At 59.3% G+C, this 25,775-nt stretch carries 19 protein-coding genes and 1 pseudogene; 12 read left to right on the top strand and 8 right to left on the bottom strand.

Annotated features, from left to right (window positions below; translation table 11 throughout):
• Positions 1–45: 45 nt before the first annotated feature.
• From pncA to Mal15_RS15515, 4 genes are all read right to left on the bottom strand, one after another.
• Positions 46–684, bottom strand: coding sequence for a bifunctional nicotinamidase/pyrazinamidase (gene pncA, locus Mal15_RS15530; RefSeq protein WP_147868613.1), 639 nt, complete (start codon positions 682–684; stop codon positions 46–48).
• Positions 674–1,363, bottom strand: coding sequence for an NUDIX hydrolase (locus Mal15_RS15525; RefSeq protein ID WP_147868612.1), 690 nt, complete (start codon positions 1,361–1,363; stop codon positions 674–676). The genes pncA and Mal15_RS15525 overlap by 11 nt, the downstream gene beginning before the upstream one ends.
• The gene (locus Mal15_RS15520) at positions 1,360–2,838 is read right to left on the bottom strand and encodes a nicotinate phosphoribosyltransferase (protein ID WP_147868611.1); all 1,479 of its coding nucleotides are present in this window, start codon (positions 2,836–2,838) and stop codon (positions 1,360–1,362) included. Before Mal15_RS15520 ends, Mal15_RS15525 begins: the two co-directional genes overlap by 4 nt.
• A 300-nt stretch (positions 2,839–3,138) precedes the next feature.
• Positions 3,139–6,660, bottom strand: coding sequence for an efflux RND transporter permease subunit (locus Mal15_RS15515; RefSeq protein ID WP_147868610.1), 3,522 nt, complete (start codon positions 6,658–6,660; stop codon positions 3,139–3,141).
• A 156-nt stretch (positions 6,661–6,816) separates the two neighbouring features.
• On the opposite strand from Mal15_RS15515, the gene Mal15_RS15510 reads away from it, so the two are divergent.
• Complete coding sequence (locus tag Mal15_RS15510; protein ID WP_147868609.1) at positions 6,817–7,938, top strand: efflux RND transporter periplasmic adaptor subunit; 1,122 nt, start codon at positions 6,817–6,819, stop codon at positions 7,936–7,938.
• An 18-nt stretch (positions 7,939–7,956) separates the two neighbouring features.
• On the opposite strand, the gene Mal15_RS15505 is transcribed toward Mal15_RS15510, so the two are convergent.
• Positions 7,957–8,424: a DUF1569 domain-containing protein gene (locus Mal15_RS15505; protein ID WP_147868608.1), complete on the bottom strand. Its 468-nt coding sequence runs from the start codon at positions 8,422–8,424 to the stop codon at positions 7,957–7,959.
• Between the two features lie 146 nt (positions 8,425–8,570).
• Positions 8,571–8,909, bottom strand: coding sequence for a tRNA-binding protein (locus tag Mal15_RS15500; protein ID WP_147868607.1), 339 nt, complete (start codon positions 8,907–8,909; stop codon positions 8,571–8,573).
• 44 nt (positions 8,910–8,953) lie between these two features.
• Here Mal15_RS15500 and Mal15_RS15495 point away from each other — a divergent pair, with 44 nt between their 5' ends.
• From Mal15_RS15495 to Mal15_RS15460, 8 genes are all read left to right on the top strand, one after another.
• Entirely contained in the window at positions 8,954–9,427 is a 474-nt protein-coding gene (locus Mal15_RS15495; RefSeq protein WP_147868606.1) for a GNAT family N-acetyltransferase, read from the top strand.
• Between the two features lie 1,105 nt (positions 9,428–10,532).
• A complete protein-coding gene (locus Mal15_RS15490) occupies positions 10,533–11,753 on the top strand; it encodes a DUF58 domain-containing protein (protein ID WP_233903473.1) in 1,221 nt (406 codons plus the stop codon).
• Positions 11,734–14,001, top strand: a complete 2,268-nt coding sequence (locus tag Mal15_RS15485) for a transglutaminase family protein (protein ID WP_147868605.1) — start codon at positions 11,734–11,736, stop codon at positions 13,999–14,001. The genes Mal15_RS15490 and Mal15_RS15485 overlap by 20 nt, the downstream gene beginning before the upstream one ends.
• Positions 13,998–14,981 carry an AAA family ATPase gene (locus Mal15_RS15480; protein WP_147868604.1) on the top strand — a complete coding sequence of 328 codons (984 nt, stop codon included), beginning with the start codon at positions 13,998–14,000 and terminating at the stop codon, positions 14,979–14,981. The genes Mal15_RS15485 and Mal15_RS15480 overlap by 4 nt, the downstream gene beginning before the upstream one ends.
• Positions 14,981–15,424 carry a hypothetical protein gene (locus Mal15_RS15475; RefSeq protein ID WP_147868603.1) on the top strand — a complete coding sequence of 148 codons (444 nt, stop codon included), beginning with the start codon at positions 14,981–14,983 and terminating at the stop codon, positions 15,422–15,424. The genes Mal15_RS15480 and Mal15_RS15475 overlap by 1 nt, the downstream gene beginning before the upstream one ends.
• Positions 15,421–16,983, top strand: coding sequence for a permease (locus Mal15_RS15470; protein WP_147868602.1), 1,563 nt, complete (start codon positions 15,421–15,423; stop codon positions 16,981–16,983). Before Mal15_RS15475 ends, Mal15_RS15470 begins: the two co-directional genes overlap by 4 nt.
• An 84-nt stretch (positions 16,984–17,067) precedes the next feature.
• Complete coding sequence (locus Mal15_RS15465) at positions 17,068–18,087, top strand: DUF1559 domain-containing protein (RefSeq protein ID WP_147868601.1); 1,020 nt, start codon at positions 17,068–17,070, stop codon at positions 18,085–18,087.
• Positions 18,084–18,503, top strand: coding sequence for a carboxypeptidase regulatory-like domain-containing protein (locus Mal15_RS15460; RefSeq protein ID WP_233903472.1), 420 nt, complete (start codon positions 18,084–18,086; stop codon positions 18,501–18,503). The genes Mal15_RS15465 and Mal15_RS15460 overlap by 4 nt, the downstream gene beginning before the upstream one ends.
• 126 nt (positions 18,504–18,629) lie before the next feature.
• On the opposite strand, the gene Mal15_RS15455 is transcribed toward Mal15_RS15460, so the two are convergent.
• A complete protein-coding gene (locus Mal15_RS15455; RefSeq protein ID WP_147868600.1) occupies positions 18,630–19,646 on the bottom strand; it encodes a hypothetical protein in 1,017 nt (338 codons plus the stop codon).
• A gap of 4 nt (positions 19,647–19,650) precedes the next feature.
• Entirely contained in the window at positions 19,651–20,163 is a 513-nt protein-coding gene (locus Mal15_RS15450; protein WP_147868599.1) for a magnesium-dependent phosphatase-1, read from the bottom strand.
• 480 nt (positions 20,164–20,643) lie between these two features.
• On the opposite strand from Mal15_RS15450, the gene Mal15_RS15445 reads away from it, so the two are divergent.
• From Mal15_RS15445 to Mal15_RS15435, 3 genes and pseudogenes are all read left to right on the top strand, one after another.
• A complete protein-coding gene (locus tag Mal15_RS15445) occupies positions 20,644–21,078 on the top strand; it encodes a DoxX family protein (RefSeq protein ID WP_147868598.1) in 435 nt (144 codons plus the stop codon).
• A gap of 53 nt (positions 21,079–21,131) precedes the next feature.
• Positions 21,132–22,544, top strand: a complete 1,413-nt coding sequence (locus Mal15_RS15440; protein WP_390623534.1) for an efflux RND transporter periplasmic adaptor subunit — start codon at positions 21,132–21,134, stop codon at positions 22,542–22,544.
• Positions 22,541–25,693 (top strand): annotated as a pseudogene (locus Mal15_RS15435) (efflux RND transporter permease subunit); the annotation flags it as partial. The gene Mal15_RS15440 and the pseudogene Mal15_RS15435, both read left to right, overlap by 4 nt.
• Positions 25,694–25,775: the final 82 nt, after the last annotated feature.

Here is a 25,775-nt window from a genome sequence, read left to right as displayed (position 1 = left end):
CGGTTGCTGTATCCTTCGCCAGACAGGTTGTATCCTAAGTCACCGCTAAAGATCGTCACTGCACAGCAGTTCCGCTCCGGCCGCCTGCATCTCGTCGAGTGACCGCTGGACGTCACCGGGAACCATTTCGACACCGCGACAGCCATCGACCACTAAGGTCACGCGAAAGCCTTCGGTGAGTGCGTCCAACACGCTCGCGCGGACGCAATAGTCGGTTGCCAATCCCATCACAACAATCTGTTCCACACCGCGGCGGCGCAAGTCGTCCGCAAGGCCGGTCGATTGCTGATGCCCGTTGTCATAAAAAGCGCTGTAGCTATCGATCTGTGGGTTCGTTCCTTTGCGAACCACTTGATCAACTTGATCCTGATTCAACGAAGCGACAAACTCCGCGCCGTGGGTGTCCTCGACGCAGTGGTCCGGCCAGGCGATTTGGGGAAGCCCGCCGAGTTGAAAGCGGTCTCCGACGGCCAGATCGGCATGTTGGCTGGCGAAACTCTGGTGGTCCGCAGGATGCCAATCCTGACTCGCGACAACCCAATCAAACTTTGGGATCAAGCGGTTTGCCACTTCGATCACCTCCGATCCGCCGGGCACCGCCAACGCGCCACCTTCGACAAAATCGTTTTGCAGATCGATCAGCAACAACGCTGTTTGAACGGATGGCGTGGTTTCAGATTTCAAAGTTGACTCCCCGCTTGATCATTTCACGATACTGTTTGGGGTTAAATCGATACAGCCTGGCCGCCCGGTGCGCCACGTTCGTTTCCGTTTCATCGAGCTCTTCGAGCACCCCCATGCCGAGGATCTTCTTGCGAAAATTCCGTTTGTCGAGCGTCCGATCCAGGATCACCTCGTAGAGACCTTGCAGCTGCCTCAAGGTGAACTTTTTCGGCAACAGCTCAAACCCGATCGGTTCGTAACGCAGTTTGTTTTGCAGCCGATGATAAGCGGCGTCCAAGATCCGCGAGTGGTCGAACGCGAGCTGTGGCAGGTCATGCACGCAGAACCAGTCGGCGTCGCGGGCGTCTGTTGCCGCAACCACGCGGTGATCGGACAGTTTGACCAATGCATAGTAGGCCACCGTGACCACACGTTCTCTCGGATCGCGATCGACGTCACCATAGGTGTAAAGTTGCTCCAGATAGACCCGTTCAAGTCCCGTCTCCTCCCGCAGTTCGCGTCGGGCGCCGTCCTCCAGTGATTCGTCGACGTGGACGAAACCGCCGGGCAGTGCCCATTTGCCACGGTAGGGTTTCAGGTCGCGACGAATCAGCAAGACTTTCAATTCAGGTTCGTCCAACCCGAACACGACGCAATCGACCGTCAACGCCGGCCGCGAAAACTCATAGCTCCACGTCATGTCGTCGACTCCGCCTTGTTCCGCTGCCTGGCGTCACGCACTAATTGAGATTTCAGGTCATGCAAACTGCGTTCGAGCCCGACGCGGTACCGGTGTGGGTTGTCCAACCGCAGGACGGTGCGATGAAACTGTTGCAGCTGAGTCATGGTGCGGCTGCGAATCTCGTTTAGCGGGGGCGATTCACCGACGAACTTACCGCTGCGCAACATCGGTTGAAGCAGGTCGACGAATTCAACGTTTGCGTCGAACTCTGTTTGATGAGTCGTGTCCAGAAAGTCAACGACGGTGCACGTCTCCGGAGTCGGCTGCAGCATATTGAAGATCATGTCGGCGATTGCCATGCCATCGTTGTCGAGGTACCGACGCACTTGCTGGATCCCCGGCGTCGACGTCTTGATCAGCTGTTCGGAAACCTTGATACGCGGCTGCCACTGCCCGCCATCCTCCTGGATCGCGCCCAGTTTGTAGACACCGCCCAGTGCCGGCTGGTCGTACGCCGTGACCAGCTTGGTGCCGACACCCCAGACCGTGATCGTTGCGCCTTGCAGTTTCAGACTCTGGATCAAGCGCTCATCCAAGTCGTTGCTGGCGACGATCACCGCATCCTCGAATCCCGCCGCATCGAGTATCTTGCGCGCTTCGATGCTCAACCACGCCAGGTCTCCCGAGTCCAGTCGGATCCCGACCATCCGGTGGCCGGATCGGCGAAGGCGCCGCCCCACCTGGACGGCGTGGCGAACGCCTTGCAATGTGTCATAGGTATCCACCAGAAAGACACAGTTGTTCGGCATCGCGTCGGCGTAAGCTTGAAACGCCTCCTGTTCGCTGTCGAACGACATCACCCAGCTGTGCGCGTGAGTTCCCTTGACCGGGATCCCGAAGCGTTTTCCCGCCAAGACGTTCGATGTCGCGGCGCAGCCTCCGATGAACGCCGCACGACTGGCCGTCAATCCGCCGTCGATGCCTTGCGCCCGCCGCAATCCAAACTCAAGCACCGCGTCGCCATCAGCCGCCATCACCACGCGAGACGCTTTGGTGGCAACCAACGACTGGTAATTGATCTGGTTCAACAACGCGGTCTCGATCAATTGGCATTGCAAGATCGGACCGCAAACTCGCAACAGGGGTTCGTGGGGAAAGACAACGGTGCCCTCGGGAATCGCATCCACCTCCAACGTCAATTCGAGCTCGGCGAGATACTGCAGGAACGCAGGTTCGAACAACGGCCGACCGTCATTGCCAACAATCGTCCCCAGATACTCAATGTCGTCGGGATTGAAGCGAAATGAGCGCAGGAAATCCAGAACGGGGCCGAGCCCCGCCGCAATCACATACCCGCCTTGAAACGGACTGGTGCGAAAGAACAAGTGAAAGGCGGCGTGCCGCTCCGCCCCGCCACACTTCCAATATCCATACGCCATCGTCAACTCGTACAAGTCGGTCAACAGCGCAAGCGAATTCGATGCCGGGTTCATTGGCTTCTCCCTGTTAGTGTTTATTGTACACTAAGGGAACCGAAAGTCAAGCCGGCGCACCGTTCGGCATCAGCCGATCGCGGCAAACTTTCGGGCACATGATCCAGACAAGAAAAACAGCGCACAAATTGAACCCACGGATAGCAGCGCGAACCCACGGATATCAAGCAGTCTGGAATACTTGGGTTCGCGCTGCCATCCGTGGGCGAATTCAAATCACGTGCTCAATCCAGCAACATCGCACAGCCATCGCATAAAACGAGCCGAATGCAGGCGCGATTCCCGGTACCTACCAGATCTTCACGCGGCCAATGCATCCTGTGTTTCGACGGCCGGTTGCGTTACATTCCCTCGCCCCAGGTCGAACACCATGCTCAGCACCACGGGGACCAGAAACACGGTGAACACGGTCGAAACGAGCAGTCCGCCGGTGATGACGGCTCCCAGGCCGCGGTAAAGTTCGCTGCCCGGTCCGGTCAAAAAGACCAAGGGCAACATGCCCCCGACACTGGTCAGCGTGCTCATCAGAATCGGCCGCACGCGACTGGTGACCGAACGCACGATTGCATCGTCGCTGTCTGTTTTCGTCCAGGATTCCGTCGCCCCGAACGAGCCGAGTCCCGCGGTCGCCGATTCAGAGTTTTCGGTTTGATCCAGCGACAGCCGCTCGCGACGGAAGTTCAACGCTTGGTGCACGATCAGGATCGCATTGTTGACGACGACCCCGGCCAGGATCACGAAGCCCAGGATCGTCAGCACGTCCATATTTTGGACCGGCAGGTAGCGATCGGCCACGGTCCACTGATGGACGAGCGCGAGCCCGATGAAGCCACCCAACGTCGCCAGCGGAACGCTGATCATGATCACCAGCGGGTACGTCCAGCTTTGGAACAGCACGACCATCAACAGGTAGACGATCGCGAAGGCCAGAAACAGCGAGCTGCCGATCGTCCCGATGGCCGTTCCATCGCCGACCAGCGCGGTCTTGATTTCAGCGAGGCTGCCTGCCGAACCGGCGAAGTTGACGTCGACGCTCGGCGGGATCGCGCCGCCTTTGCGAAGTTCCTTGACTTTCGCCTCTAATTGCTGGACCACGGTCGCCAGCGGGATGTCAGCCGGCGGTGTCAATTCCAGCGTCACGGCGCGTTGCCGGTCGACGTGGCGAATTTGGTCTTGCACGCCGACGCGATCGACATCGGCGACGCTTTCCAAATCGATCACGCCGTCACGACGCGTCGCAACCGGAACGTTCATCATCGAATACACCGGTGTGTCCCCCAAGGCGTCTCGATTGATGATTTTCAGATCCTTCAATTCCCCGCCGCGTTCAAAGCGTCGTGGGATCAAAATGCCGTCACCGGAAGCCTGCGTGGCAAGTCCGACATCGCGGCGGGTCAAACCGGCGTCCTGCAGTCGTTCGTCGATCGGGGTGACCCGAATTTCGGGCGTCGGCAATGAAAAGTTCGATGGCGACGGGTTGGTGCTTTGCGGTCCGTAGTCGGCCACCAGATTGCCCATCAGGGCGCCGGCCGAGTCGACGACTTCCTGCAAAGAATCGCCCACGACATCGATCTTGATCGCGGCGCCCGTTGTGCCGCCGGTGCGGAACAGCGGAAACTGGAACGAAAAATACGGCGTGTCCGGGGCCGCTCCGTCACCCATCGCGTGCTCGAGCAGCGGCAACGCATCGGGGGTTTTTGTCGCGTCGACCGGGATGGCGGCGTGGAAGATGCGTCCTTCGCGGGCGACCATGAAGTAGTGATCCAATTCGGGAGCCTTTACGATTTCCTTGCTTCCGGGTTCGGCCGGCAAACGGATCCCGTGGTCGGTCATCGGGTTCGGCCCGCCGCGGCGGACCTGCTCGATCGCGAATCGGTCGCCGGCAGATTGCCACGCCGGTGCGATTTTCGGTTCGATCCGGTCACCGACCTTGAACAGGTGATCGACCGAATAACCCGGCGGCGGCACCATCACGCTGAACACCACGTTGCGGTTTCCTTTGGGCAGATAGTCCAGCGGCGGAACGAGCAGGACAATGCCGGCGACCGTGACGATGACAAACACCGTTGCGGTCGCGACGCGTCGGACCCAACCGCCGATTAAGAATCGGACGATCCCGCCCAGGATCGCGCCCAGGTCGGTCGACCGCTTTGCAAGACGCCACAGCGCCACGCTCCAACGTCGCAGGCGGCTTGACGTTGGCAGGCTTGAAGCCGATCCGCTGCCGCGCAGCGGCACGACTTCGCCCGAGTCTCGGACATCCTCCCGACCATTCGCCGACGGTTTGACGCGTTTGAGTAACACACCGGCTGCCGACGGAATCACGGTCAACGAAACGACCAGACTTAATCCGACCGCGGCCATGATCGCGAGGGCGATGTCACGAAACAGCTGTCCGGCGGCTTCTTCGATCATCAACACCGGGGCGAACACGACCAATGTGGTCAACGTCGATGCGAGGACTGCACCACCAACTTCCTTGGTGCCTTCGTACGCCGCGGTTTTGGGATCGCTGCCTCCTTGCAGATGACGAAAGATGTTTTCGATCACGACGATCGCGTTATCGACCACCATGCCGACGGCAAACGCCATCCCGGCCAATGAGATGATGTTCACGCTGCGGCCGAGCGACAGCAGGATCACGACGGTGCCGATCACCGACAACGGGATCGCGATGGCGATGATCCCGACGGTCCGCACGCTGCGCAGAAACAGCAACAACACCACCGTCGCCAAAATCCCGCCGACAACGATATTGCTTTGCACCAACGCCAGCGAATCCTTGACGTAGGTCGACGAGTCCCACGTCTGCACCAGTTCCAATTTGGCGTTTTCGTTCAGCCTGCCTTCGGACTTCAAGATGTTCGCCTGTTGCTCGAGCAGTCCGCCTTCGCTGTTCATCGACGCGATCTTCGCTTGCAGCTCGTCCATCGTGTCCAGCATGTTTCCGCCGGTTTCCAGCTGGAAATTGAAGAACGGCATCAAATTTCCGCGCGCCCTGACCCACTCGGTCATCTCCTTGTAACCCGCGTTGACCGAGGCAACGTCACGCACATAAATCGGCCCGGCCGCGTCACGACGAATGACCAGGTTTTCGACCGAGTCGGCCTCTTCGAAACGTCCCAGCGTGCGGACGCGAATGTCGTTTTTGCCGTCGGTGATTTTGCCCGCGGAAAAGTTGGCGTTGTTGACTTCCAAGGCCTCGATCAAATCGGCGTAGGTCAATCCCCGAGCGGCCAGCGCGACCGGATCAACGACGACTTGAATCTCTGATTCTCGCGCTCCCAGCATTCCGACTTGCGAAATCCCCGGGATGCGTTCGAACACCGGTCGCATGCGGCGATCCATGAAGTCGTACAGGGTCGTGACGTCAAAGTCCGGGTCGTCGCTGCTGAGTCCGACCCAGGCGATGTAGTCGACACTCTCAGGATCCACCGCGTCGATTTCCGGTTCATCGACGCCGGTCGGATAGCCCGGAACTTCGCTCAGCTTCTGATCCACCTCGGCCATGGCTTCGTCGATGTCCGTTCCGGTGCGAAACTGCAGCCGGACGGCGCCGCGTCCGGACCGGGCGATGCTGGTCATCGATACCAAGTTCGTGACGTCGCCGAGGTATTTTTCTTGTTCTTCGATGACGTCGGATTCGATTTCTTCGGCCGACGCATTTTCCCATGCCGTGCCGACAGCGATCACGACCGAGTCCACTTCCGGAGCCATGCGGACCGGAACGTTGCGCAGGGCAACCATACCGGCGATCAAGGACAGGATAACAGCCACGGTGATCGTGATCGGCTGGCTGACAGAGGCTTTGATGACGTTCATTGCGGTGATTTCCGAACTTGGTGGACTGGTTCGGCTTGGAATACTCCGCCGCAGCCAACGGCTTTCAGCGATCGAAAACTTTTTGCATCCGCTGTAAGACTGCTCGCTCTGGCGTGTATTCCCTTGCGACCTGATTCATCCTTGGGAGCACGTTCGATGAACTTTAAATTCTTGCCGGCGGTCCTCGTTCTGACGCTGATCGGATCTGCCAGTGCCCAAACCCCTGTCCGAGTGGCCGAGGCACGCTTGGAACAACTCGAGCAACGTCAAGCCGTGACGGGATCACTCCGAGCCGTTTCACGAGGCGATGTGGCGGCACTCGAATCAGGGCGTCTCGTTGAACTCAAGGTCCGTGAGGGCGACGTCATCCAGCAAGGACAGCTGATCGCCACGGTGGACGCGCGTCGATTGCTGGCCGAACACGCTGCCGCCGAAGCCGACAAACGGGTCGCCGAGGCGGAATTGAAACGCAACCGTGCGACCGCAAAGCGAGCCGCCGCCGACCTGGCCCGTGGCGAAGCGTTGATCGAGCAGAACGCGATCAGCCGTCAGGAACTGGACAGTTTCCGAGCCGCCGCGGATGTCGCCGTCGCAGAAATCGAAGCCGCCGAGCGAACGATCCAACGCATCGAAGAAACGATTCGCCTGCTCGCCGTCCGACTGTCCGATACGACCGTGACCGCTCCCTACGACGCCTCCGTTGTTGCACGGCATGTCGAACCGGGCGATTGGGTCCAACCCGGAGACAAGCTGTTGACGATCGTATCGACCGGTCCGATCGAAGCCTGGTTGGAGGTTCCGGAACGATTTGCCGTCGCAATCCACCAGAATCCGGACGATGTAGTGATCCGGTCAGCGTCTCTGAACCGAACGTTCCACATTCTGAAGTCCCGTCGCTTGTCCGATGTCAACCCTCGCGTCCGAACGAGCCCGTTCATCGCGACGATCGAAAACCCCGACGGGTTGTTGGCGCCAGGGATGTCGGTCGAGGGCTGGGTCCCGTCAGGCCAGTCCGGCGAGTTCTTGACTGTTCCCAAGGACGCGGTGGTGCGTCGCGACGGGCAACCGAGTGTGTTTACCGTCGACGCGGATCGAAAGGCAGAGATGATCGCAGTGCGTGTGCTGTTCGAAACCACCGATCGAGTTGCCATCGCCACGGCCCGTCTGACCGAGGGAAGTAGCGTCATCGTCGAGGGGAACGAACGGTTGATGCCGCAACAGGTTGTCGACGTCGTCAATGAGACCGACGACCGGACTCGGCAGCTGGCCAAACGCTAGTTGCTCGGTTTGCGAAGGTCAATCACGTGGCGGACCGGATTGCAGAAACCGTAGATGATGGGCGGCATGAGCCGCGTGAATTCGCAAGATCTGCTCTCGCGGCAGCCGTCCAAATGCGGAATGTGGATAAAACCTGCCCGGATGAGACTTCAGTTTTTCGACGCTGTCGGCAAACGCGTCCACCTCCGCAGCGTCGTTCAATTCATCGGGCGGCTGAAACATCGACGCCGTCCGGATGCCACGCGGCGAATCCGGACGCAACACCTTGGGCAGCAGCCAGCGCCGCATGATCGGCCGCAGAAACGCGAACATTGACATCCACGCCGGATAGCCATCCACGCTAGGCTGCTGCACCAGCACCAGATGCCGGCAGATCTGCCCCAGCGACCAGCGTCCCTGCCGCGTGTAGCCGCTCGCGTGCAGCGCACGCGCCTCGCGGACCGCGGCGTCCAGATCATCGAATTGCAACGTGCGAAGTTCGTTCATTACCGTAGTGTAGGGCGACTGCCCTCGGCTGACATCCCGGCCAGGCGACTTGCTTGACGGCGCCATTTTGACGCAGATGTTCCCGCCAGAGCGTGGGAATGACCGTGGACCCACCTTCTGGCGAAGGTCGCTACGATTCAATAGTGTCATGCCAGTTTTGCACCGTTGGGAACGCCACGCTCCGGAACTGCCAGCACGACCGATCCATCTTCGCGGTAGAATCCGACCAACAGAAATTCGGACATGAAGGGACCGATCTGCTTGGCGGGAAAGTTCACCACCGCGATGATCTGGCGCCCAAGCAGGTCCTCTTTGGAATAGTTTGCGGTCACCTGGGCACTGGTTTGCTTCGTTCCCAGATCCGGTCCGAAATCGGCTCGGATCTTATAGGCCGGCTTTCGAGCCTGCGGAAAATCGTCCACCGAGGTGATCGTGCCGGCACGCAGGTCAACGTTTTCAAATTCTTGCCAGGTGATGACGCCCATTGGCGAAAAACCGATGATCGGGGAGAAATCTTGCAGGAGTCACAATGACGATCAGTTTACGAGAACTGGCACGGACCGATACCGATGCCTGTCTGCAATTGTTTCATGAGACGGTTCACCGGATCAATGTTCGCGATTATTCGTCGGAGCAGATCGACGCTTGGGCTCCGTCATTGATCAATGGTGACCAATGGGCGGACCGATTCGACGATCGTTTCGCGTATGTCGCGGTTGAGGGATCACAGATCGTCGGATTCACGGACATGACCCGCCAAGGGCATCTCGACCGTCTCTTTGTCTCCGCAGACCATCAACGATTGGGAATCGCACGGCGGTTGGTCGAACGTCTGTTCCAAGACGCAACCGACAACGAAATCTATCGAATGACGACGGAGTCGAGCATCACCGCCAAGCCATTCTTTCTGTCCGTGGGGTTCGAAGTCGCCCGCGAGCAAACCGTCCAGTGTCGGGGCGTTCAAATGACCAACTACCTGATGCAACGGGCATTCAAGCGGTAGCGGAAAACGCCATCGGCATCGGCGATGCCACGCCCGCTCCTCGCTTCATAACTCGGAACGTGAATCGTATTGCTAATTCAGCCGTCTGGCGCAAGCCCTCGCCCGCAACATCATTCTGCCCCCCATCATTCTGCCCCCCATCTGCTGAATCCGGCCGACAACCCCGGATGAAGTATCCGGGAGGAGCGGTAGGAAGATTTCGGAGGCAGGAAAATGACCTCCATCAACTTACCTGTCCTCCTCCACAGGAGGGGCCCCGTGCGCGATCCGAACGATGTCGCTCGCATTGCAGCCAATCATTGCGGATGCACACCGCTTGCGGATGCAAATCGATAGTGCATTGCAGAATAATACCGTGTATGATGGCGAAGGGTCGCGAATGACCAATGATGTGCGTCCTCGGGAATCATTTTTGCAATGAAGATTTCGCGTAGGCTCGTGTGTTCCTGAACCCAACGCATTGACCGCCCGTACCAGTGCGATGAAACTTGATCATGTGCCGCGTTCGGATTGCAGGTGGCGTCACCGCCGGCGACTCGTCTCGTCGGCGGGTTTTCTTCTTCGATTTTGTGGTTGAACCAGGCTTTGTTTCTGCTCCGCCATAGCTGCGTTTACCTGTGCATCGCATCGTTGCTGATCGGCAACCTTGCCGGCTGGACGCACGTCGGTTGCGTGGAGGCAAACCACGCGTGTTGCCAGCGGATTGAAGTCGAAGCCACACGGCCTGAATCACCGCGGCACGCTTGTTGCCACCACTCACACGCCGATGGGGCATCGCACGCTCACCATTCAAGTTCCTCGTGCACGACAGAGCGGACGCCGGAGGCACACACCGACGGCAGTGATCACGGTTGCCCGGACGGTCATGATTCGGATCGGTGCAGCGTCTGTCAGAGTTTCTTTGCGTCACGACACGCAGCCTTCATTGTCCAACCGACGGCGCTCGCACCCGAAATCTCGGTGCAGACTTCGGTTCACGTTCGAAAAACGGTCCGCGCGGTTGAACGTCTTTGTCGTAGCATCTCGGTACGGGGACCGCCACGAGTCTAGATGACTTCTCGCTTCTATCTCCCCGTTCATTGCTTCGTACCCGAGGTGCGCACTCATGGCGATCGTCCATGGCGCGCCCGAGGACAAGCGTTGGGCCGTCCGTTTGTTGACGACCGACTTTTGTCCCTGGGCTAATCGTTTTGTTTATTGGTTGAAAGAGCCGGTCGGGTGGTTCGTCTTGGCGACCGTGGCCAGCGTGATTGTCGGCATGTATTTTGCGCCGATCGGATGGACCATGGCGGTGACGCTTGCCACCGTGATCGCGATCGGGATGCTCTGGCCGGCGATCGCCGTTCGGGTCGTCACGTGTTCCTTGACTGCCGCGCAGCGTCAGGTTCACGAAGATGAATCGTGTGAGTTGCGATTGGCGGTTCGCAATCGTCTGCCGCTACCCGTTTGGGGGCTCGCGATCGAAGGTTTTTTGGATCGATCCAATCACTCCGCCGACCACACCGATGTCCCCACCGTTGCGCTGGCCTTCGTTCGGTCCTTGGCGACATCGACCTACCGATTCTCGATCCGACCGCAATTGAGGGGCCGCTATCCCGATGGGGATGCGGTGCTGACCTGCTCGTTCCCGTTCGGAATCTGGACGGCCAAACGCAAACTCAACGATCTCTCCCCGATCACCGTGTGGCCCAAGGTCTTTCCGATCACCGGCCAGACCGCGATGACCGGACGTCGAGTCGCTGAAACCGGGGAAGGCAACCGTGTCGGGCGTACAGGGGACTTTATTGGCGTGCGAGAGTACCGCCAGGGAGATTGTTTGCGTCAAGTCAATTGGATCGCCACGGCGCGGTCGGGTGAATTGGTCGTGACCGAACGGAGCGGCCCGCAATGTCCCAGCGTGCACGTGATTTTGGACGTGAATCATCGCTCGGCAAATCCAGCGGAACTCTCCGACCGCATCCGCGTCGCTGCCAGCGTGATGGCGAATCTGCATCAATCTACGGTCCCGTTGCAGGTGCACGTCGGTAACCGGCGAATCCCCGTCCGACGTGGCTGGGAAGGGTTCGTCCAGATGATGGACGCACTGGCCGATGTCCCGGTCGATGGGGGCGTCGATTCGCGGACTGCGATCCCGGTCCACGGTCATGCCTCGATCACGATCTCGTCAGACAACCGCGGCGATGTCACGGTTTGCATTTGCGACCCGTCACAAAATCGCCGCTTGTCGGACGGTCACACCCACCGTTTGATTCGTCGTGATCGCGGTTTGGCGACACAGTGTCTCGCCTTTTGGACGGAGGTGCGCGATGCAACCCTGGTCGCGTAAACGAATCGAGACGCTCTTGCTGGCGCTGCTTGCAATCGCCTCGCTTGTTCCGCTGCGGTTCTATGTCGAATCGCGGCAGTGGTTTGTCGCTGAAATGGCCACACTAGTGACGGTGTCGGCTGTTGCGATCGTCGTGCAATTGAGCAGCGGTCCGCGGGAAAAACTCAGTCGCCTGGTGATTCCCGCCGCCATGTTGCTGGGGTGCACACCGATCGGGTTTGCGATCGTGGCACGTGCCTTTGGTTCTCCGATCGCCTTTGAAATGTCGGCGCTCACGGTATTCGGCGCCGTTTCACTTGCGATGGCGACCAGCGCAACGACCGACCGAATTCGATCGCTGGCGTTAATCTTAAGCGGATTTCTGGTATTGTTCTGCGCATCGATTTCGGATGATCGATTTGCCATCGTCTTTCCGTTGCTCTGGATCCTGATTTGTGTTTGGCATCTGGTCGCGAACCATTGGGAGCGTCTGGATCTGGCGATGCCGGCCGCCGTCGAGCGTCATTGGGCGTTGCAACCGACGGTTCTGGTCATGATGGTGTTGGTGCTGGGCGCCACTGTGTTTTCCATCAAGGATGCCGTCTGGAAATCCAACCGGTTGGCAGGGGGCTTCATGCCTGCCAGCGGCGGAAGCGTGTGGTCCGACCCGGCGGCACGCGATGGCGTGGGGACCGGCGATGCCGCGATCGCGGCCAAGGACCATGCTGAATCGTTTGGCGCGGTGGATTCGGACCTGTTCTTGGAATCGACCGAGTCGACGTTGTTCGACATGTTTAACGACATGATCGGCGAGCCAAAGAAGTTGCGAAACAAATGGGAACGCAGACAGGCCATGGGAAACGAGAACATGATCCCGACGCACGAACAGGCCGCGAAAAGCGAGCAGGGCGGCGGGACGTTTTCGACCGAGCGGGTGCCGCCAAAAAAGCACCGTCATTTCGACGACGCCTCCGAAGACAGCGTCGTTCAGTGGGATGGCCCGACAGGAATCCGTCTGGCGATGCATCGCTACGATACCTTCGACGGACACGACTGGAGCCAGTCGGCCGATCTGAAACGTGATGCGCTCACTCGTGTCGACATCAATCGGGCGTCGTGGTTCTTCGATCCGGTGATGCGCATCTTCCAGAGGTCCAACGCGGACGCGACCTCCGTGGGATTGCTGAAGGTTCTGCGACTGGATTCCCAGCGGATTCCTGCGCCGATGATGACCGTTGGCGTTCATATCAAAGACATCGATCGGCAAGACTTTTTCGGCATCTCCCGCGACGGCAGTTTTTATATGCCCGGCCGCGAGAAAGTGCCTCCGCTGACGGTGGTGCACGTGGCAAGCGTCAAAACGATGGAGGACGAGATCCGAACACATCTGGTCGCGAAATCGGCGAGCAGACCAGTAGAGAAGCTCGACGACAGGCTTGCCCCGTCGGCCGCCTCCGACCTGGATGCATTGGTCCGGAACGCGACCGCACATCACTCTCATCCGGCCGATCAATTGAACGCCTGCGTCGCGATACTTCGCAACGAGTTCACACTCGACCGCTCGGTCGAACAAACGGCGACGTCGGTCGAGCAGTTTCTGCGGACACGTCGCGGCGGCGATCATCTGTTTGCCACGACGGCGGCGTTGCTGGCGCGGCGACTTGGATTGACATCGCGTCTGGTCACGGGCTTTTACGTGCGCCCTGATGCCTTCGATTTTGCCGCCGGTCATGCGTCGGTTTTGCCCCGGGACGTGCACGTTTGGGCGGAAGTCCAACTCGACGATGGGCGTTGGATCGAAATCGAACCGACACCGGGGTATCGGGCACCCGTTTATTCGCCTTCATGGGGATTGCTTGCCCGGCGATCTGCTGCGGCGTCGTGGCCGTATTTTCTCATAGGAACGTTTGTTCTGGCCGTCGGCTATCTCACGCGATTGACTTGGATGGACTGGATGCTCTCGGCCGTTTGGAGATTCGGCCGGCCGCTTCGCCCCCGTCGACGCATCCGTTTGGCAATTCAAATCATCGAGTGGCGGGCTCGATTGTCCGGAAAACGCCGCCCGATCGGTAAGTCTCAACGCGTCTGGCTGGAAGAACTCACTCGCGCCGACGCGATGATCGCTGACGCGGCCCGCCAATTCGCAAACTCCGCCGATACCGTGTTCTTTGGGCAGGTCGACGAGACGACCATGAAAGCCGAAACCCGGCTGGTCGATTTGCTGCATGTCCGAACCATCACCACACTCACGAAGGAGGCGACGTCATGAATCTGACCGCCGACTCAACACTCTCCGACCATCCGATCCGTCCCCCCGTCCCGTCCGGCGTCGCGTCGATACGAAGCTATCTCCGCAGTGTGCTGTTTGGCAAAGAGGACCAAATTGACCTGGTCATCGCCTGCCTGCTTTCGCGCGGACACTTGCTGTTGGACGATTTACCGGGAACCGGAAAAACGACGCTTGCCAAAGCGATCGCCGAAGCCATCCACGGACGTCTGGCACGCGTGCAATGCACGCCGGACCTGATGCCGGCCGACATCACGGGCTTCAGTATGTTCAATCAGAAGACGCGCGAGTTCGAATTTCATCCGGGGCCGATGTTTGCCGACGTGCTTTTGGCCGACGAGCTGAACCGGACCACGCCGCGAACGCAAAGCGCTCTGCTGGAGGGAATGGCCGAACGGCAGGTCACCATCGATGGTACTCCCCAGCCGCTGTCGCCCACCTTCTTTGTGATCGCGACGCAGAACCCGATTGATTCACACGGCGCGTATCCGTTGCCCGAGGCCCAATTGGATCGGTTTTCGATCAAGCTACGTCTGGGATATCCCGATCGCGATGCCCAACGACGCCTGCTGCAACGAGAGGTTCACGATTCGGCGAACGGGCAAGGGAGCAACGCGCCGCCGACCGCATCGCCACTTTCGCTTGACGATCTGCACGGGCTTCAACGGCAAACTCAAGCGGTCCGTGTCCATCATCGTGTCGCCGAATACATCATCGATCTGGCCGAAGCGAGCCGCGACGACGATGCGGTGGAATTGGGCGTCAGTCCACGTGGCATGATGCACTGGCAGGCGATTTGCCAGGCCTGGGCGCTGTTGAAGGGGCGTGACTTCGTGACCCCGACCGATGTGGCAGACGTCGCCCACAGCGTCTTGTCCGTTCGATTGTTGACTCGTGGTGAATCGGTCGACGCGGTGATCGATCGGATCATGAAGACGGTTCCCGCACCGGAGTACAAATGATGTGCCGAACTCTCGTCCTGTTGGTGGCAATCACCACGACCCTTGCCGGATGCACCAGCGACGACGCTCCCAAGGCGTCGCATTTCGAACACGATCACGAAGTCGCGGCGCACTGGCCCGATGGTCTGGCCGACGCCGTCGCGAAGATTCAACATCGGCTTGACGGCGCGGATTCGGACCCCGCCGAGATTCAACGGCAACGTGACCAGCTTGCCGACATCGTCAATTGGATCCCCGAGATCGCGGCTGACACTGACTTGTCAGAACAAGCCTGGATTCCGATCGACAGTGCCGCCGCCTCCTTGGCTGCGAATCTCCGCACGGCCGGCAACGAATGGAGCGAGTCCAATCGCAAACAAGCAGCGGCATTGTGTGACTTGATCGAGCAAACGCTGGCAAACTCCACCGAACAATTGGCTTCGTTGAAAGGAGCGTCCCCATGAACTCCCCCACGGCAATGTTACTGGGCGGTTTGACACGTGTCGCCCAAGGTCTGATCGCCGCCTCGCCGACACTATTGGTCGGACTGCTGATCGCTGCGATCCTGCGTTACTACGTTGGTCGTGACGGCACGCGGCGACTGTTCGGCGGCGACTCGCTCCGCAGTCTGCCCCAATCGTGGCTGATCGGAATGTTGCTGCCGGTCTGTTCGATCGGTGTGCTTCCGATTTTGATCCAGATGCGAAAGTCCGGCGTGAAACCGGGGGCGATGTCGGCCTTCGCACTCTCGGCACCGCTGTTCAACCCGCTGTCGTTACTGTACGGGCTGACGCTCAGTCGTCCGCTGGTGATCATCCTGTTCGCCGTCGGTTCACTGTTCATCGTCACCGCACTGGGATTGCTGTGGGACGCCTTCGGCCGCCAGGGTTCACCCTGGGCGGACGACAACCCGCCAAGCGAACAGGGATTGATCGGCCCGCGTCGATTGGCGGCGTCGGTCATGATGATGGCTCGCGATGCCAGCGGAAAACCACTCGCACTGACGTTCTTGGCGCTTTCCGGACTGGCCGTGTTGGCGGCGGTGCTTCCCTATGGCGCGATGCAACACAGCGTCGAACGCGACGATCCGTTGGCCCCTTTGACGATGTTGGCGGTGGCGGTCCCGATCTACGCGACACCGATGCTGGCGATGAGCCAACTCGGCATGATGTTTCAGCATGCGAATTCACCCGGCGCAGCATTCACGCTGTTGATCCTGGGGACTGGCTTGAATCTGGCGACTCCGTTCTGGTTCGCCCGACACTACGGATGGAAATCTTCGGCCGTGTGGTTGACGACGCTATTGCTGATCGTGGTCGGGATTTCCTATGGGATCAACAAGCCGCTGGTACCGCCGGGGGTTGAGCCGGCCGGGCACACACATGCCTTCGACATCTATGCCAACCCGCTATCGGCCTATCACACCGATTTGTGGGCCGGTTCGGTTTCCGCGGTCGGCAAACAGGCGGACATCGCGGGCATGATCGCCCTGGCAGTGCTGGCCGGATTCGCGTTGATCGGCGTCATTGCTCGAGCGGTGGGGATCGACGAAGCACGTCTGGCATCAAAGACACCGATCGACGAGGAACCGGTCATGCGGCGACGATTCGACATCATCGTGCCCCGCGGCGTCATCGGCGGCACGATGTTGACCGGACTGGTGGCGCTCAGCGTCGTCGCCTGTTACGCCTACTATCCGTCACCGAATGAATGCCTGGACGAAATCTCGCTCGCGCGTGCCGAATGTCTCTCGGCGGCCAACAGTGGCGATGTCGATCACGCCCTATTTTGGCTTCCGGTTTGGGAGGAATGGAGTCGCCGGCTGGAGGTCGGGACCTTCCTGCGGCGTGGCGAGGTTCGTCGCTACCAGAGCATGCAGGGGTACCTGGTCCGCAAAAAGCTTGAACTGCTCGAGCACGAGTTGGAACACGACCCTTTCGAGATTGACGAAGTGCGCTCGGTCGTGCGGGGGCTGTTGGCGACGAATTCTCGCTGGGTCCAAAGTTTCCGAGATCCATCGTAGGATTGCGCAATTCCGCTCCGGATTAATTACAATCCCCCCACGGACGGACCCGACTTCCGAATCGACAAAGCTCTAGGCTATACCATGAATCCAATTCGCTCTCGACGAGCATTCACGCTGATCGAATTGCTGGTGGTCATCGGAATCGTCGGCATTCTGGTGTCATTGTTACTGCCATCGGTCCAGGCGGCACGGGAAGCCGCCCGGCGGACCGATTGTTCCAATCGGGTAAAGCAGCTTGCGCTTGCGACACAGCTGCATCACGATGCATTTGGATATTTTCCGCCCGCGAGGTATGAATCGCGGCCCGACGCGGCTCCGTCCGACCAGTGCGGACTGGAAACACCGACTTGGCTGGCCCGTGTGATGCCGTATTTGGAACAGGTCGCGCTGGCCCAAAAGTGGGATTTCTCCAAGCCCTGGCACCAACACGCTGAAAACGTGCGGACGGTCGTCCCGGACGTTTTTCTTTGTCCGTCGCGGCGCAGTGGCACCCAACCGCTGGGCACCCGCAGCTTGCGCACGACGATGATGGGCGGGGGAGGTCGGCTGCCGTGCGGCTGCCCCGTTCCACCGCGTCCGGTCGACGTTTCGCTGGATGTCCCTGGAGCCCTCTGTGACTATGCAGGCAACCACGGTGACCTGACGCCGGGTGCGATCGGCGAGCCGACGGATTTCTATTTCGGCGGCAACGGAACGGGCGTCATCATCAGCGTCCGGCCCAATTGCAAGGATGCCAAAGCGGTCAGCCCGATGGATCGGATCCGAATGGCATCGGTTCGCGACGGGACCTCGAACACATTCTTGTTCGGCGAAAAATTCATCCCCGCAAGCGGCTTGGGACAGTTCCCCGTCGACTCACCGGCCTACGACGGCGATCACCTGCCCGCATCGTGTCGTCTTGCCGGACCGGGATTGCGACTGGCCAGCGGCCCGCACGATGTGATGGCCGATATGTTTTCGTTCGGCAGCTGGCACCCCGGCGGCGTCCATTTTGCGTTCGTCGATGGCAGTGTTCGATTCGTCAATCCGGAGTTGGACACAAAACTGCTGGGCTCTCTGGCCAATCGACGCGACGCGCGTGTGGTTGAACTGGTACCGTGACACGCGTCTTGCAAACCATTGCGTGGGCGACGCTCGTTGTCGCGTTTGCCGGCTGCGGAAGCCCGACCGGCCCCACCTCCGGTACGATTCGATTCGACGATGGGACCCCGGTCACCGCCGGCAGCATCGAATTTCGACGGCAGAGTGACCAACAACGTTTCGCCAGTCGCATCGCAGCGACCGGCAGCTTCGCGCCAACCGACCAACAGGGCGAGATCGGTCTGCCGCCGGGATCGTACGAAGTGGTGGTGGTGCAAATCGTCATGACCGAAGACTTGGCGAAAGAAGCACACCGCCATGGCCAAACCGTGCCCCGTCGCTATGCGGACTACTACACCAGCGATTTGACGGTCGAGATCGCGGAGAATGAACAAACCCCGATCGAACTGGTGATCGAAAGTCAGCCGGAACACTAGCTTTGTCCCTAATCCCGGCAAGGGTTGTATGTGGTAGCGGAATTCGCCAAGAATTTCGGCTTTTCCCGTGTGGATGCTGCGAGGCGAAAGCCTTCGCGGCTTCCGCTACGGGTCGAGGGACAAAGCCTAGGGAGTGAAGGATGCGAGTTTGCTTCGCAGTTTGGCGAGCGACAGATCCCACCGCTTCTTCACTGATTGGTCGAGTCGACTTCGATGGACCAGAGTTTCCGTTCGAGTGATCGCCGCCAATCCCCGTTCAGCGACATCAGGCGGGCACGTCCCTCGCACCTTGATGACCGAGAACGCCAACGCGATTGCAGCTTCGTTGCACACATTCAGTGGAATCGGCTGGTCCGCGTCCAGTTGAGCGACGACCGCTCGGTCGGTGATGTCCCAATCGATCGGATCGATCCCCCACGCTTTTATCAAACCGTCAAGGAACTTAATGGGTGAAGTCCGGGGATGCTTCTTATTCCATCGGCGAAAATCTTCCAACAGGTCAGCCCCGGTGTCGTTGCCGTTGGGTGCAAGGTCGTCAGCGCATTCCCAGTAATACGGTTCGTCCAGGATATCGCGGGCATTGGGGTGGAACCGTTCCCACTCGATTTCCAGTCGTTCCCATGGCGACTTGGCGTCACGTATCGCAAGTCGCTTTGCGATTGCCGCCTGTCGAACCCGTTCGCTTTGGACTGGATTCTCGATTTTTGTCGCCAAGACCTTTGACGCGTGGGCGAGAAACCGCTCCACGTCGAAATCGTCGGAGGGTTTGATCCGCTTTCGAAGCATCGCCAGAGCCTGGGCAACCTCGTCCGCCGCCGTCATCTGTTGCTCGGGCGTTGCGTTCCGCGATTCTTCGTCGTCGGCAGTGAAGTGTTCGCTCCGGAACTCGATCTTCACACGCTTGTTTTTGCGTTGAAACGTGATTCGCGGCAAGGAGTCGATGTAGGCGTGGAACTGGTCGAACAAGCCTTCCAGCGTCGGGCGAAATTTCCGGGTCTTGCTGCGGAGACAAGCCACCACTTCGATTTCTTTGATCGCGGTTCCATAGTCATCGATGTGTGCAGTCAATAAGTCTCCCGCGTATCCGTACAGACAGCTTCCACCCGAGGTGTTGTAGGTGCTCTTTGCGACATAGAAATCCATTGTACTACCCTTTTGCGTTCCCCCGATCCGAGCTGGCGTTCGCAGCAAATTGCCGTAGCCCGTGATCAAATACTTCGAGCGTCAATCCGTCATCGACCATCACGCTGGTGACACCAAGCTGTGATACCTCGCGGATGTTCCGCATCTCGTCGTCGAAGAACAGCATTGATTCAAATTCGATCCCGGTCGTCCGATGGAGTGCGGCGAAGTGTTTTAGTTTGGACGAAGGATAGATCTCTGAAAAGGCGAATCGGTGTGTCGCCTCCAAGAGACGCAACAGTTCCTTTGCCCACTCCGGTTGCTCCGTTCTGGACGCCAACGCGGTGGGGATTCGTTGTTCGTCGCAATGGTCCAGGATCGAGATCACGCCGGTGTAGAAGCGTACGTGCCGGCCGCTGCGATCGACAATCCGACCTCGTCGAATCTGGAACGGCGGTGAAAGGCAATCACACCACGTTCCGCCGCAGTCCCAAAGAGTGAAGTCGAGATCAAAGACGATCAATTCGGGAAGCGTCATGGTGCGATTTGGCAGCAAGGAGGGATGGGCCCGTAGGCTAGCGTCCAATGCCACCTACTTCGTGAGCCGACGGCGCTAGCCGCGGGCCTTGGATTGACCTACTCGTAAGGACGGAGGCTAGCGCCTACGGCCCCGTTTGTGATCGAAAGTAGGTCGCATCGGACTCGCGCCAAACGGCTGATATTCGTTCGACATTAGCCGGTTCGCGCCAGCGCGAGCGGGCTTCGCAGAGCTTAAGTTAGCGGCATTGCCGTCAAACCCAAGCGTGGATTCATTTCAATGTCCCGCGTGCTTTCGGGGGCGCGCCGCGTAGCCTTGCAGCGGATCGTTTGAGTACTTCGATCGATATTTATTCTACGAATTGACCTTTTTCCAGAAAGACATCCGTTGGAACAGGGTTATCCAAGAAACCGCCGCGCGAACTATAGCCGGGCCATTCCTGCTTTTCGGCGAAGCAGGGGATTCTGTTAGGAATAAACGATGTTGACTTTGAATCACAATAAAACGCTATCTGCCGGATTGCTGGTGCTGCGGGTCGGCATCGGCTGTTTGATGCTGGTCCATGGACTGGCCAAACTGAATGGTTTTGGCGAGATGTCCGAGAGCTTTCCGGATCCGATCGGATTGGGCAGCAAGCTGAGTCTGGTGATGGCGATCGGGGCGGAAGTCGGATGTTCCTTGTTGCTGATCATCGGGCTCGCAACGCGGTTGGCGACGCTGCCGCTGGCGTTCACGATGATCGTGGCGTTGTTCGTCGTGCACGGCGCGGATCCTTGGAAAGTCAAGGAATTGGCGGCGATGTATTTGTTGGTTTATGTGTCACTGGCAGCGACCGGTCCGGGGATCTTTTCGCTGGATCACGTCGTTGCCAAAAAGATCCGATCGGGCGGGAAGCCTACTGAGGAATCGGCGTGAAGAAGATGTTGGATGTTGCTGCGAAACTCGGGTCGGCCACCGGGATCGCGTTGATGGTGTTGTGGGCCGGTTGCAATCGTGCCCCCTCAGGGCCTTCGCAGCGACCGGATCCGTCGGTCACGGTAGCAAAACCGATTGTCAAGCAAATTGTCGAGTGGGACGCCTACACGGGACGCTTGGAAGCGGTCGATTTGGTAGAGGTGCGCGCCCGTGTCGGCGGCTATCTGCAATCGGTTCACTTTGATGAAGGACAAATCGTCGAGGAAGGGGATCTGCTGTTTGTCATTGATCCGCGGCCCTTCGAGGCGGAGCTGAACGCCGCCAAGGCCACGCTGCAGCAGTCACAGTCGAAATTGAAACAGGCCACCGCGATGCGCGACGAGGCCACGGCTCGGTCGTTGCAGTCGGATGCACAATTGAATCTGGCGGACTTGCGGTACAAACGTGCCCAAGCGTTGAACCAACGCAGTGCGACGTCGCAAGAAGAACTGGACGAACGAGAGGCAGAGTTTTTGCAAGCCAAGGCGGACATCGAGGGGGCCAAGGCGGCCGTCAGTTCGGCCGAGGCGGCGATCGCGACGGCGCAGGCGGAAATCGAGTTGGCCGAGGCCGGGGTTGAAACCGCAGAGTTAAATCTTCAATACACCCGCATCCGGGCGCCGGTGACCGGTCGGATCAGCCGAAAGGTGGTCACCGAAGGGAACTTGATCGCCGGCGGAACCAGCACGTCGTCGTTGCTGACCACGATCACGTCGATGCAGCCGATTTACTGTGTGTTTGACGCCAGCGAACAAGACGTTTTGAAATACATGCGGTTAGCCAAATCGGGCAAACGCGAGAGTTCGCGTGTTGCAAAAAACCCGGTCTTTATCGGGCTAGTCGACGAAGCGGGATTCCCGCATCGCGGCCACATGGACTTTGTCGACAATCGTTTTGATATCGACACGGCCAGCATGCGCGCTCGGTGTGTGTTTGCCAATGAAGATCAATTGTTGTTGCCGGGCATGTTTGCCCGCGTCCGGATCCCCGGCAGCGCCGCGGCCAAAGCGGTGCTGATCCCCGATGCGGCGATCGGCACCGACCAATCGTCCCAATATGTGTACGTCGTGGTCGACGGCGTGATCAAGCGTCGAGCGATCAAACCCGGACCGATCGTGGACGGATTGCGGGTGGTCCGCGAGGGGTTGGAGGGCGACGAATCATTGGTGATCGAGGGCCTGCTGCAGTCTCGACCGGATCAAAAGGTACAAACGGTGGAAGGAACCATCGAAGTGGTCGAGGACGGGCTGCCGGATGATTACGAACCGGTGCCGGAAAGCGAGTGGATCTCTCCGGCGCCGGATCCGATGCCGGAGCTGACCCCGTTGACGATGACCACGCGACGCAAGGCGCGTGTCGGCGAAACCGGCAACAAGGCAACCGAGCCGAAGTCCGCAGGGAACGCGACGGAGGGAAGCCGCTCATGAAATTTCCCCACTTCTTTATCGAGCGTCCGATCTTTGCCGCGGTGCTGTCCTTCTTGATCGTGTTGGTCGGCGGGATCGTCTATTTTTCCCTGCCGGTCTCGCAGTATCCAAACGTCGCGCCGCCGACCGTGCTGGTGCGGGCATCGTACCCGGGAGCGACGCCGCAGGTCATCGCGGACACCGTCGCAACGCCGATCGAACAAGAAATGAACGGCGTGGACGACATGCTGTACATGGAATCGTCATCCAGCTCCGACGGGACCATGCAGTTGACCGTCACGTTCAAGCTCGGGACCGACTTGGACGACGCCCAGGTGTTGGTGCAAAACCGCGTGGCGATCGCCGAGTCGCGTTTGCCCGAACAGGTGCGTCAGATCGGCGTCACGACGACCAAGCAAATTCCCGACATGTTGATGGTCGTGCACTTGAATTCGCCCGACAACAGTCGCGACCAGTTGTACATCAGCAACTATGCGTTTCTGCGGGTGCGTGATGCGCTGATGCGGTTGGACGGCGTCGGCGAGATCCGCATCGCCGGCGGCAACGAATACGCGATGCGTGTTTGGTTGGATATCGAAAAGATGACCCACGTCGACCTGACCGCCGGCGAGGTCGTGCAAGCGATTCGCGGACAGAACGTGCAGGTTGCCGCCGGAGTGATCGGCCAACCTCCGATTGATGACGCCGGCGATTTCCAATTGAATGTCACGACCCAAGGTCGCTTGATTCGAGAAGACGAATTCGGGGAAATCATTGTCAAACGCGGCAGCGACGGGCGGGTGACGCGGTTGCGCGATGTCGCTCGGATTGAATTGGGGGCGCAGGACTATTCGCGACAGAGTTATCTGGATGGAAAGCCCGCGGTCGCCGTGCTGATCTATCAACGCCCGGGCACCAACGCCGTGGACACCGCTGCCGAGGTCAAAGGGGTGATGGCGGAGATGAGCGAGGAGTTCCCCGAGGGGCTGGGGTACGAGATCGCCTACAACCCGACCGATTACGTCGAAGAATCGATCAGCGAGGTGTTTCAGACGCTGTTCATCACGACGCTGTTCGTGGTGTTGACCGTGTTTCTGTTCCTGCACGGCTGGCGTCCGACGATTATTCCCGTGATCGCAATCCCGATCTCCTTGATCGGAACGTTTGCCGTCATGCAGTTTCTCGGCGTGACCTTGAACACGCTTTCCTTGTTCGGGCTGGTGTTGGCGATCGGGATCGTGGTCGACGATGCGATCGTGGTCGTCGAAAACGTGGAGCGGTTGATCGCCGAGGGAATGACTGCGCGGGAAGCGACTCACAAGGCGATGGACGAAGTCGGATCGGCGTTGATCGCCACGACGCTGGTGTTGATCGCCGTGTTCGTCCCGACCGTGTTTGTCCCGGGGATCAGTGGGCAGTTCTACCAACAGTTTGCGCTAACGATTTCAATTTCGACGGCGATTTCGACTTTCGTCTCGCTGACGCTCAGTCCTGCCTTGTGCGCGATCCTGTTGAAGCCCAAAGACGCACCGAAAAACCGTGTCGGCAGGGTGGTCGATTTTCTGTTCGGTTGGTTTTTTCGGCTGTTCAATCGAACGTTTGATTTCGCAGGCAACCTGTATGGGAGGGTGATCGGGCGAATCGTCAAAAAGACCGGTGTCGCGATGGTCCTGTACGGCGTGCTGCTGGTCTGTACGGGGCTGAGTTTTGGACTGGTCCCGACCGGGTTCATTCCCGACCAGGATCAAGGTTACGTGATCGTCGCGATCAATCTTCCCGACGGTGCGTCGCTGTCCCGTACCGACGCCGTTGTCCGCCGCGTGGCGGAAATCGGCCAAGAGATCGATGGCGTCAAACATGCCGTCGGGATCGCCGGACTGTCCGGAGCAACCTTTACGATCAAGCCCAATGCGGCGGTGACCTTCTTGCCGCTGGAGGATGCCAAGGAGCGTGCCGAGCGGGGGCGAAGCGTTCAAGCCATCGTCGACGACATGCGGCGCGGCGTGGCGCAAATCAACGAGGCCCAGATTCTGATCATCCCGCCACCTCCGATTCGAGGCATCGGTCGCGGCGGCGGGTTCAAGATGTACGTCCAAGACCGCAGCGGAGCGGGGACGGACACGTTGGGACAGGTCACCGACACCATGTTGGCCGCCGCGAACGAACAGCCCGGCGTGATGCAGGTCTTCACCAATCTGAGGGCGAATGTGCCTCAGGTGTATGCCGATGTCGATCGCACGAAAGCTCAGATGTTGGACGTGCCGGTCAGTAACGTGTTCGACGCGCTGCAGATCTATCTGGGGTCGATGTACGTCAACGACTTCAACTTCTTGGGACGAACCTATCGCGTCACGGCCCAGGCGGAACCCGAGTTTCGTGACGACGCCAGCGACATTTTGAAGATCCGCACCCGCAGCGCCCGCGGGGCAAGCGTTTCGTTGGGATCGGTTGTCGATGTCAAACAGACGGCGGGGCCGGATCGCTTGGTGCGATTCAATTTGTTCCCCTCGGCCGACCTGAACGGCAGCACCGCACCGGGTTTCAGCACCGGCCAGTCACTGGCGACCATGGAAGCCCTGGCCGACCAGAATCTGCCGCCGGGGTTTGGATACGCTTGGACGGAGATCGCGTTTCAGGAAAAGCAGGCCGGCAACACGATTGTGTTTCTGTTTCCGTTGGCCGTGCTATTTGTTTTCCTGGCCCTGGCGGCCCAATACGAAAGTTGGCTATTGCCGCTGGCGATCATTTTGATCGTTCCGCTGTGTTTGCTGTTCGCGTTGGTCGGCGTCTGGTTCCGAGACATGGACAACAATGTGCTGACTCAAATCGGCTTTATCGTCCTGATCGGTTTGGCGTGTAAGAACGCCATTCTGATTGTGGAGTTCGCCAAGGCGGAAGAGGATGCCGGAAAGAATCGCTTCGATGCCGCGATCGCGGCCTGCCGATTGCGTTTGCGACCGATTTTGATGACCGCGTTCTCGTTCATTCTGGGCGTGGTTCCGCTGTTGGTTGCCACCGGAGCCGGGTTTGAGATGCGTCGGGTGCTGGGCACCGCGGTGTTTGCCGGCATGTTGGGCGTGACCCTCTGTGGTCTGTTCCTGACGCCCGTGTTCTACGTCATCCTGCGACGGTTCGCCAAAGGCAGACCGAAGGATGATTCCGATTCGGTCCGGACGAACGAGGGGGCGACAACGCCATCCGAACCAGAACCGGAGAAAGCGGTGATCGAAGGAACGCCGGCTTAATTTTGCT

This window comes from Stieleria maiorica, assembly GCF_008035925.1.
GTDB lineage: Bacteria > Planctomycetota > Planctomycetia > Pirellulales > Pirellulaceae > Stieleria > Stieleria maiorica.
The sequence above is the reverse complement of the archived record's forward strand: the minus strand, read 5'-3'. Positions and strand labels throughout refer to the sequence as shown.

What these genes read in the sequence shown, in the direction of transcription:
- Mal15_RS15465 (WP_147868601.1), top strand. Translation starts at nt 17,068, where the DNA reads ATGAATCCAATTCGCTCTCGACGAGCATTCACGCTGATCGAATTGCTG.
- Mal15_RS15520 (WP_147868611.1), bottom strand. Translation starts at nt 2,838, where the DNA reads ATGAACCCGGCATCGAATTCGCTTGCGCTGTTGACCGACTTGTACGAG.
- Mal15_RS15500 (WP_147868607.1), bottom strand. Translation starts at nt 8,909, where the DNA reads ATGGGCGTCATCACCTGGCAAGAATTTGAAAACGTTGACCTGCGTGCC.
- Mal15_RS15495 (WP_147868606.1), top strand. Translation starts at nt 8,954, where the DNA reads ATGACGATCAGTTTACGAGAACTGGCACGGACCGATACCGATGCCTGT.
- Mal15_RS15440 (WP_390623534.1), top strand. Translation starts at nt 21,132, where the DNA reads ATGGTGTTGTGGGCCGGTTGCAATCGTGCCCCCTCAGGGCCTTCGCAG.
- Mal15_RS15450 (WP_147868599.1), bottom strand. Translation starts at nt 20,163, where the DNA reads ATGACGCTTCCCGAATTGATCGTCTTTGATCTCGACTTCACTCTTTGG.
- Mal15_RS15445 (WP_147868598.1), top strand. Translation starts at nt 20,644, where the DNA reads ATGTTGACTTTGAATCACAATAAAACGCTATCTGCCGGATTGCTGGTG.
- Mal15_RS15470 (WP_147868602.1), top strand. Translation starts at nt 15,421, where the DNA reads ATGAACTCCCCCACGGCAATGTTACTGGGCGGTTTGACACGTGTCGCC.
- Mal15_RS15505 (WP_147868608.1), bottom strand. Translation starts at nt 8,424, where the DNA reads ATGAACGAACTTCGCACGTTGCAATTCGATGATCTGGACGCCGCGGTC.
- Mal15_RS15515 (WP_147868610.1), bottom strand. Translation starts at nt 6,660, where the DNA reads ATGAACGTCATCAAAGCCTCTGTCAGCCAGCCGATCACGATCACCGTG.
- Mal15_RS15525 (WP_147868612.1), bottom strand. Translation starts at nt 1,363, where the DNA reads ATGACGTGGAGCTATGAGTTTTCGCGGCCGGCGTTGACGGTCGATTGC.
- Mal15_RS15485 (WP_147868605.1), top strand. Translation starts at nt 11,734, where the DNA reads ATGCAACCCTGGTCGCGTAAACGAATCGAGACGCTCTTGCTGGCGCTG.
- Mal15_RS15475 (WP_147868603.1), top strand. Translation starts at nt 14,981, where the DNA reads ATGTGCCGAACTCTCGTCCTGTTGGTGGCAATCACCACGACCCTTGCC.
- Mal15_RS15510 (WP_147868609.1), top strand. Translation starts at nt 6,817, where the DNA reads ATGAACTTTAAATTCTTGCCGGCGGTCCTCGTTCTGACGCTGATCGGA.
- Mal15_RS15490 (WP_233903473.1), top strand. Translation starts at nt 10,533, where the DNA reads ATGGCGATCGTCCATGGCGCGCCCGAGGACAAGCGTTGGGCCGTCCGT.
- Mal15_RS15455 (WP_147868600.1), bottom strand. Translation starts at nt 19,646, where the DNA reads ATGGATTTCTATGTCGCAAAGAGCACCTACAACACCTCGGGTGGAAGC.
- Mal15_RS15480 (WP_147868604.1), top strand. Translation starts at nt 13,998, where the DNA reads ATGAATCTGACCGCCGACTCAACACTCTCCGACCATCCGATCCGTCCC.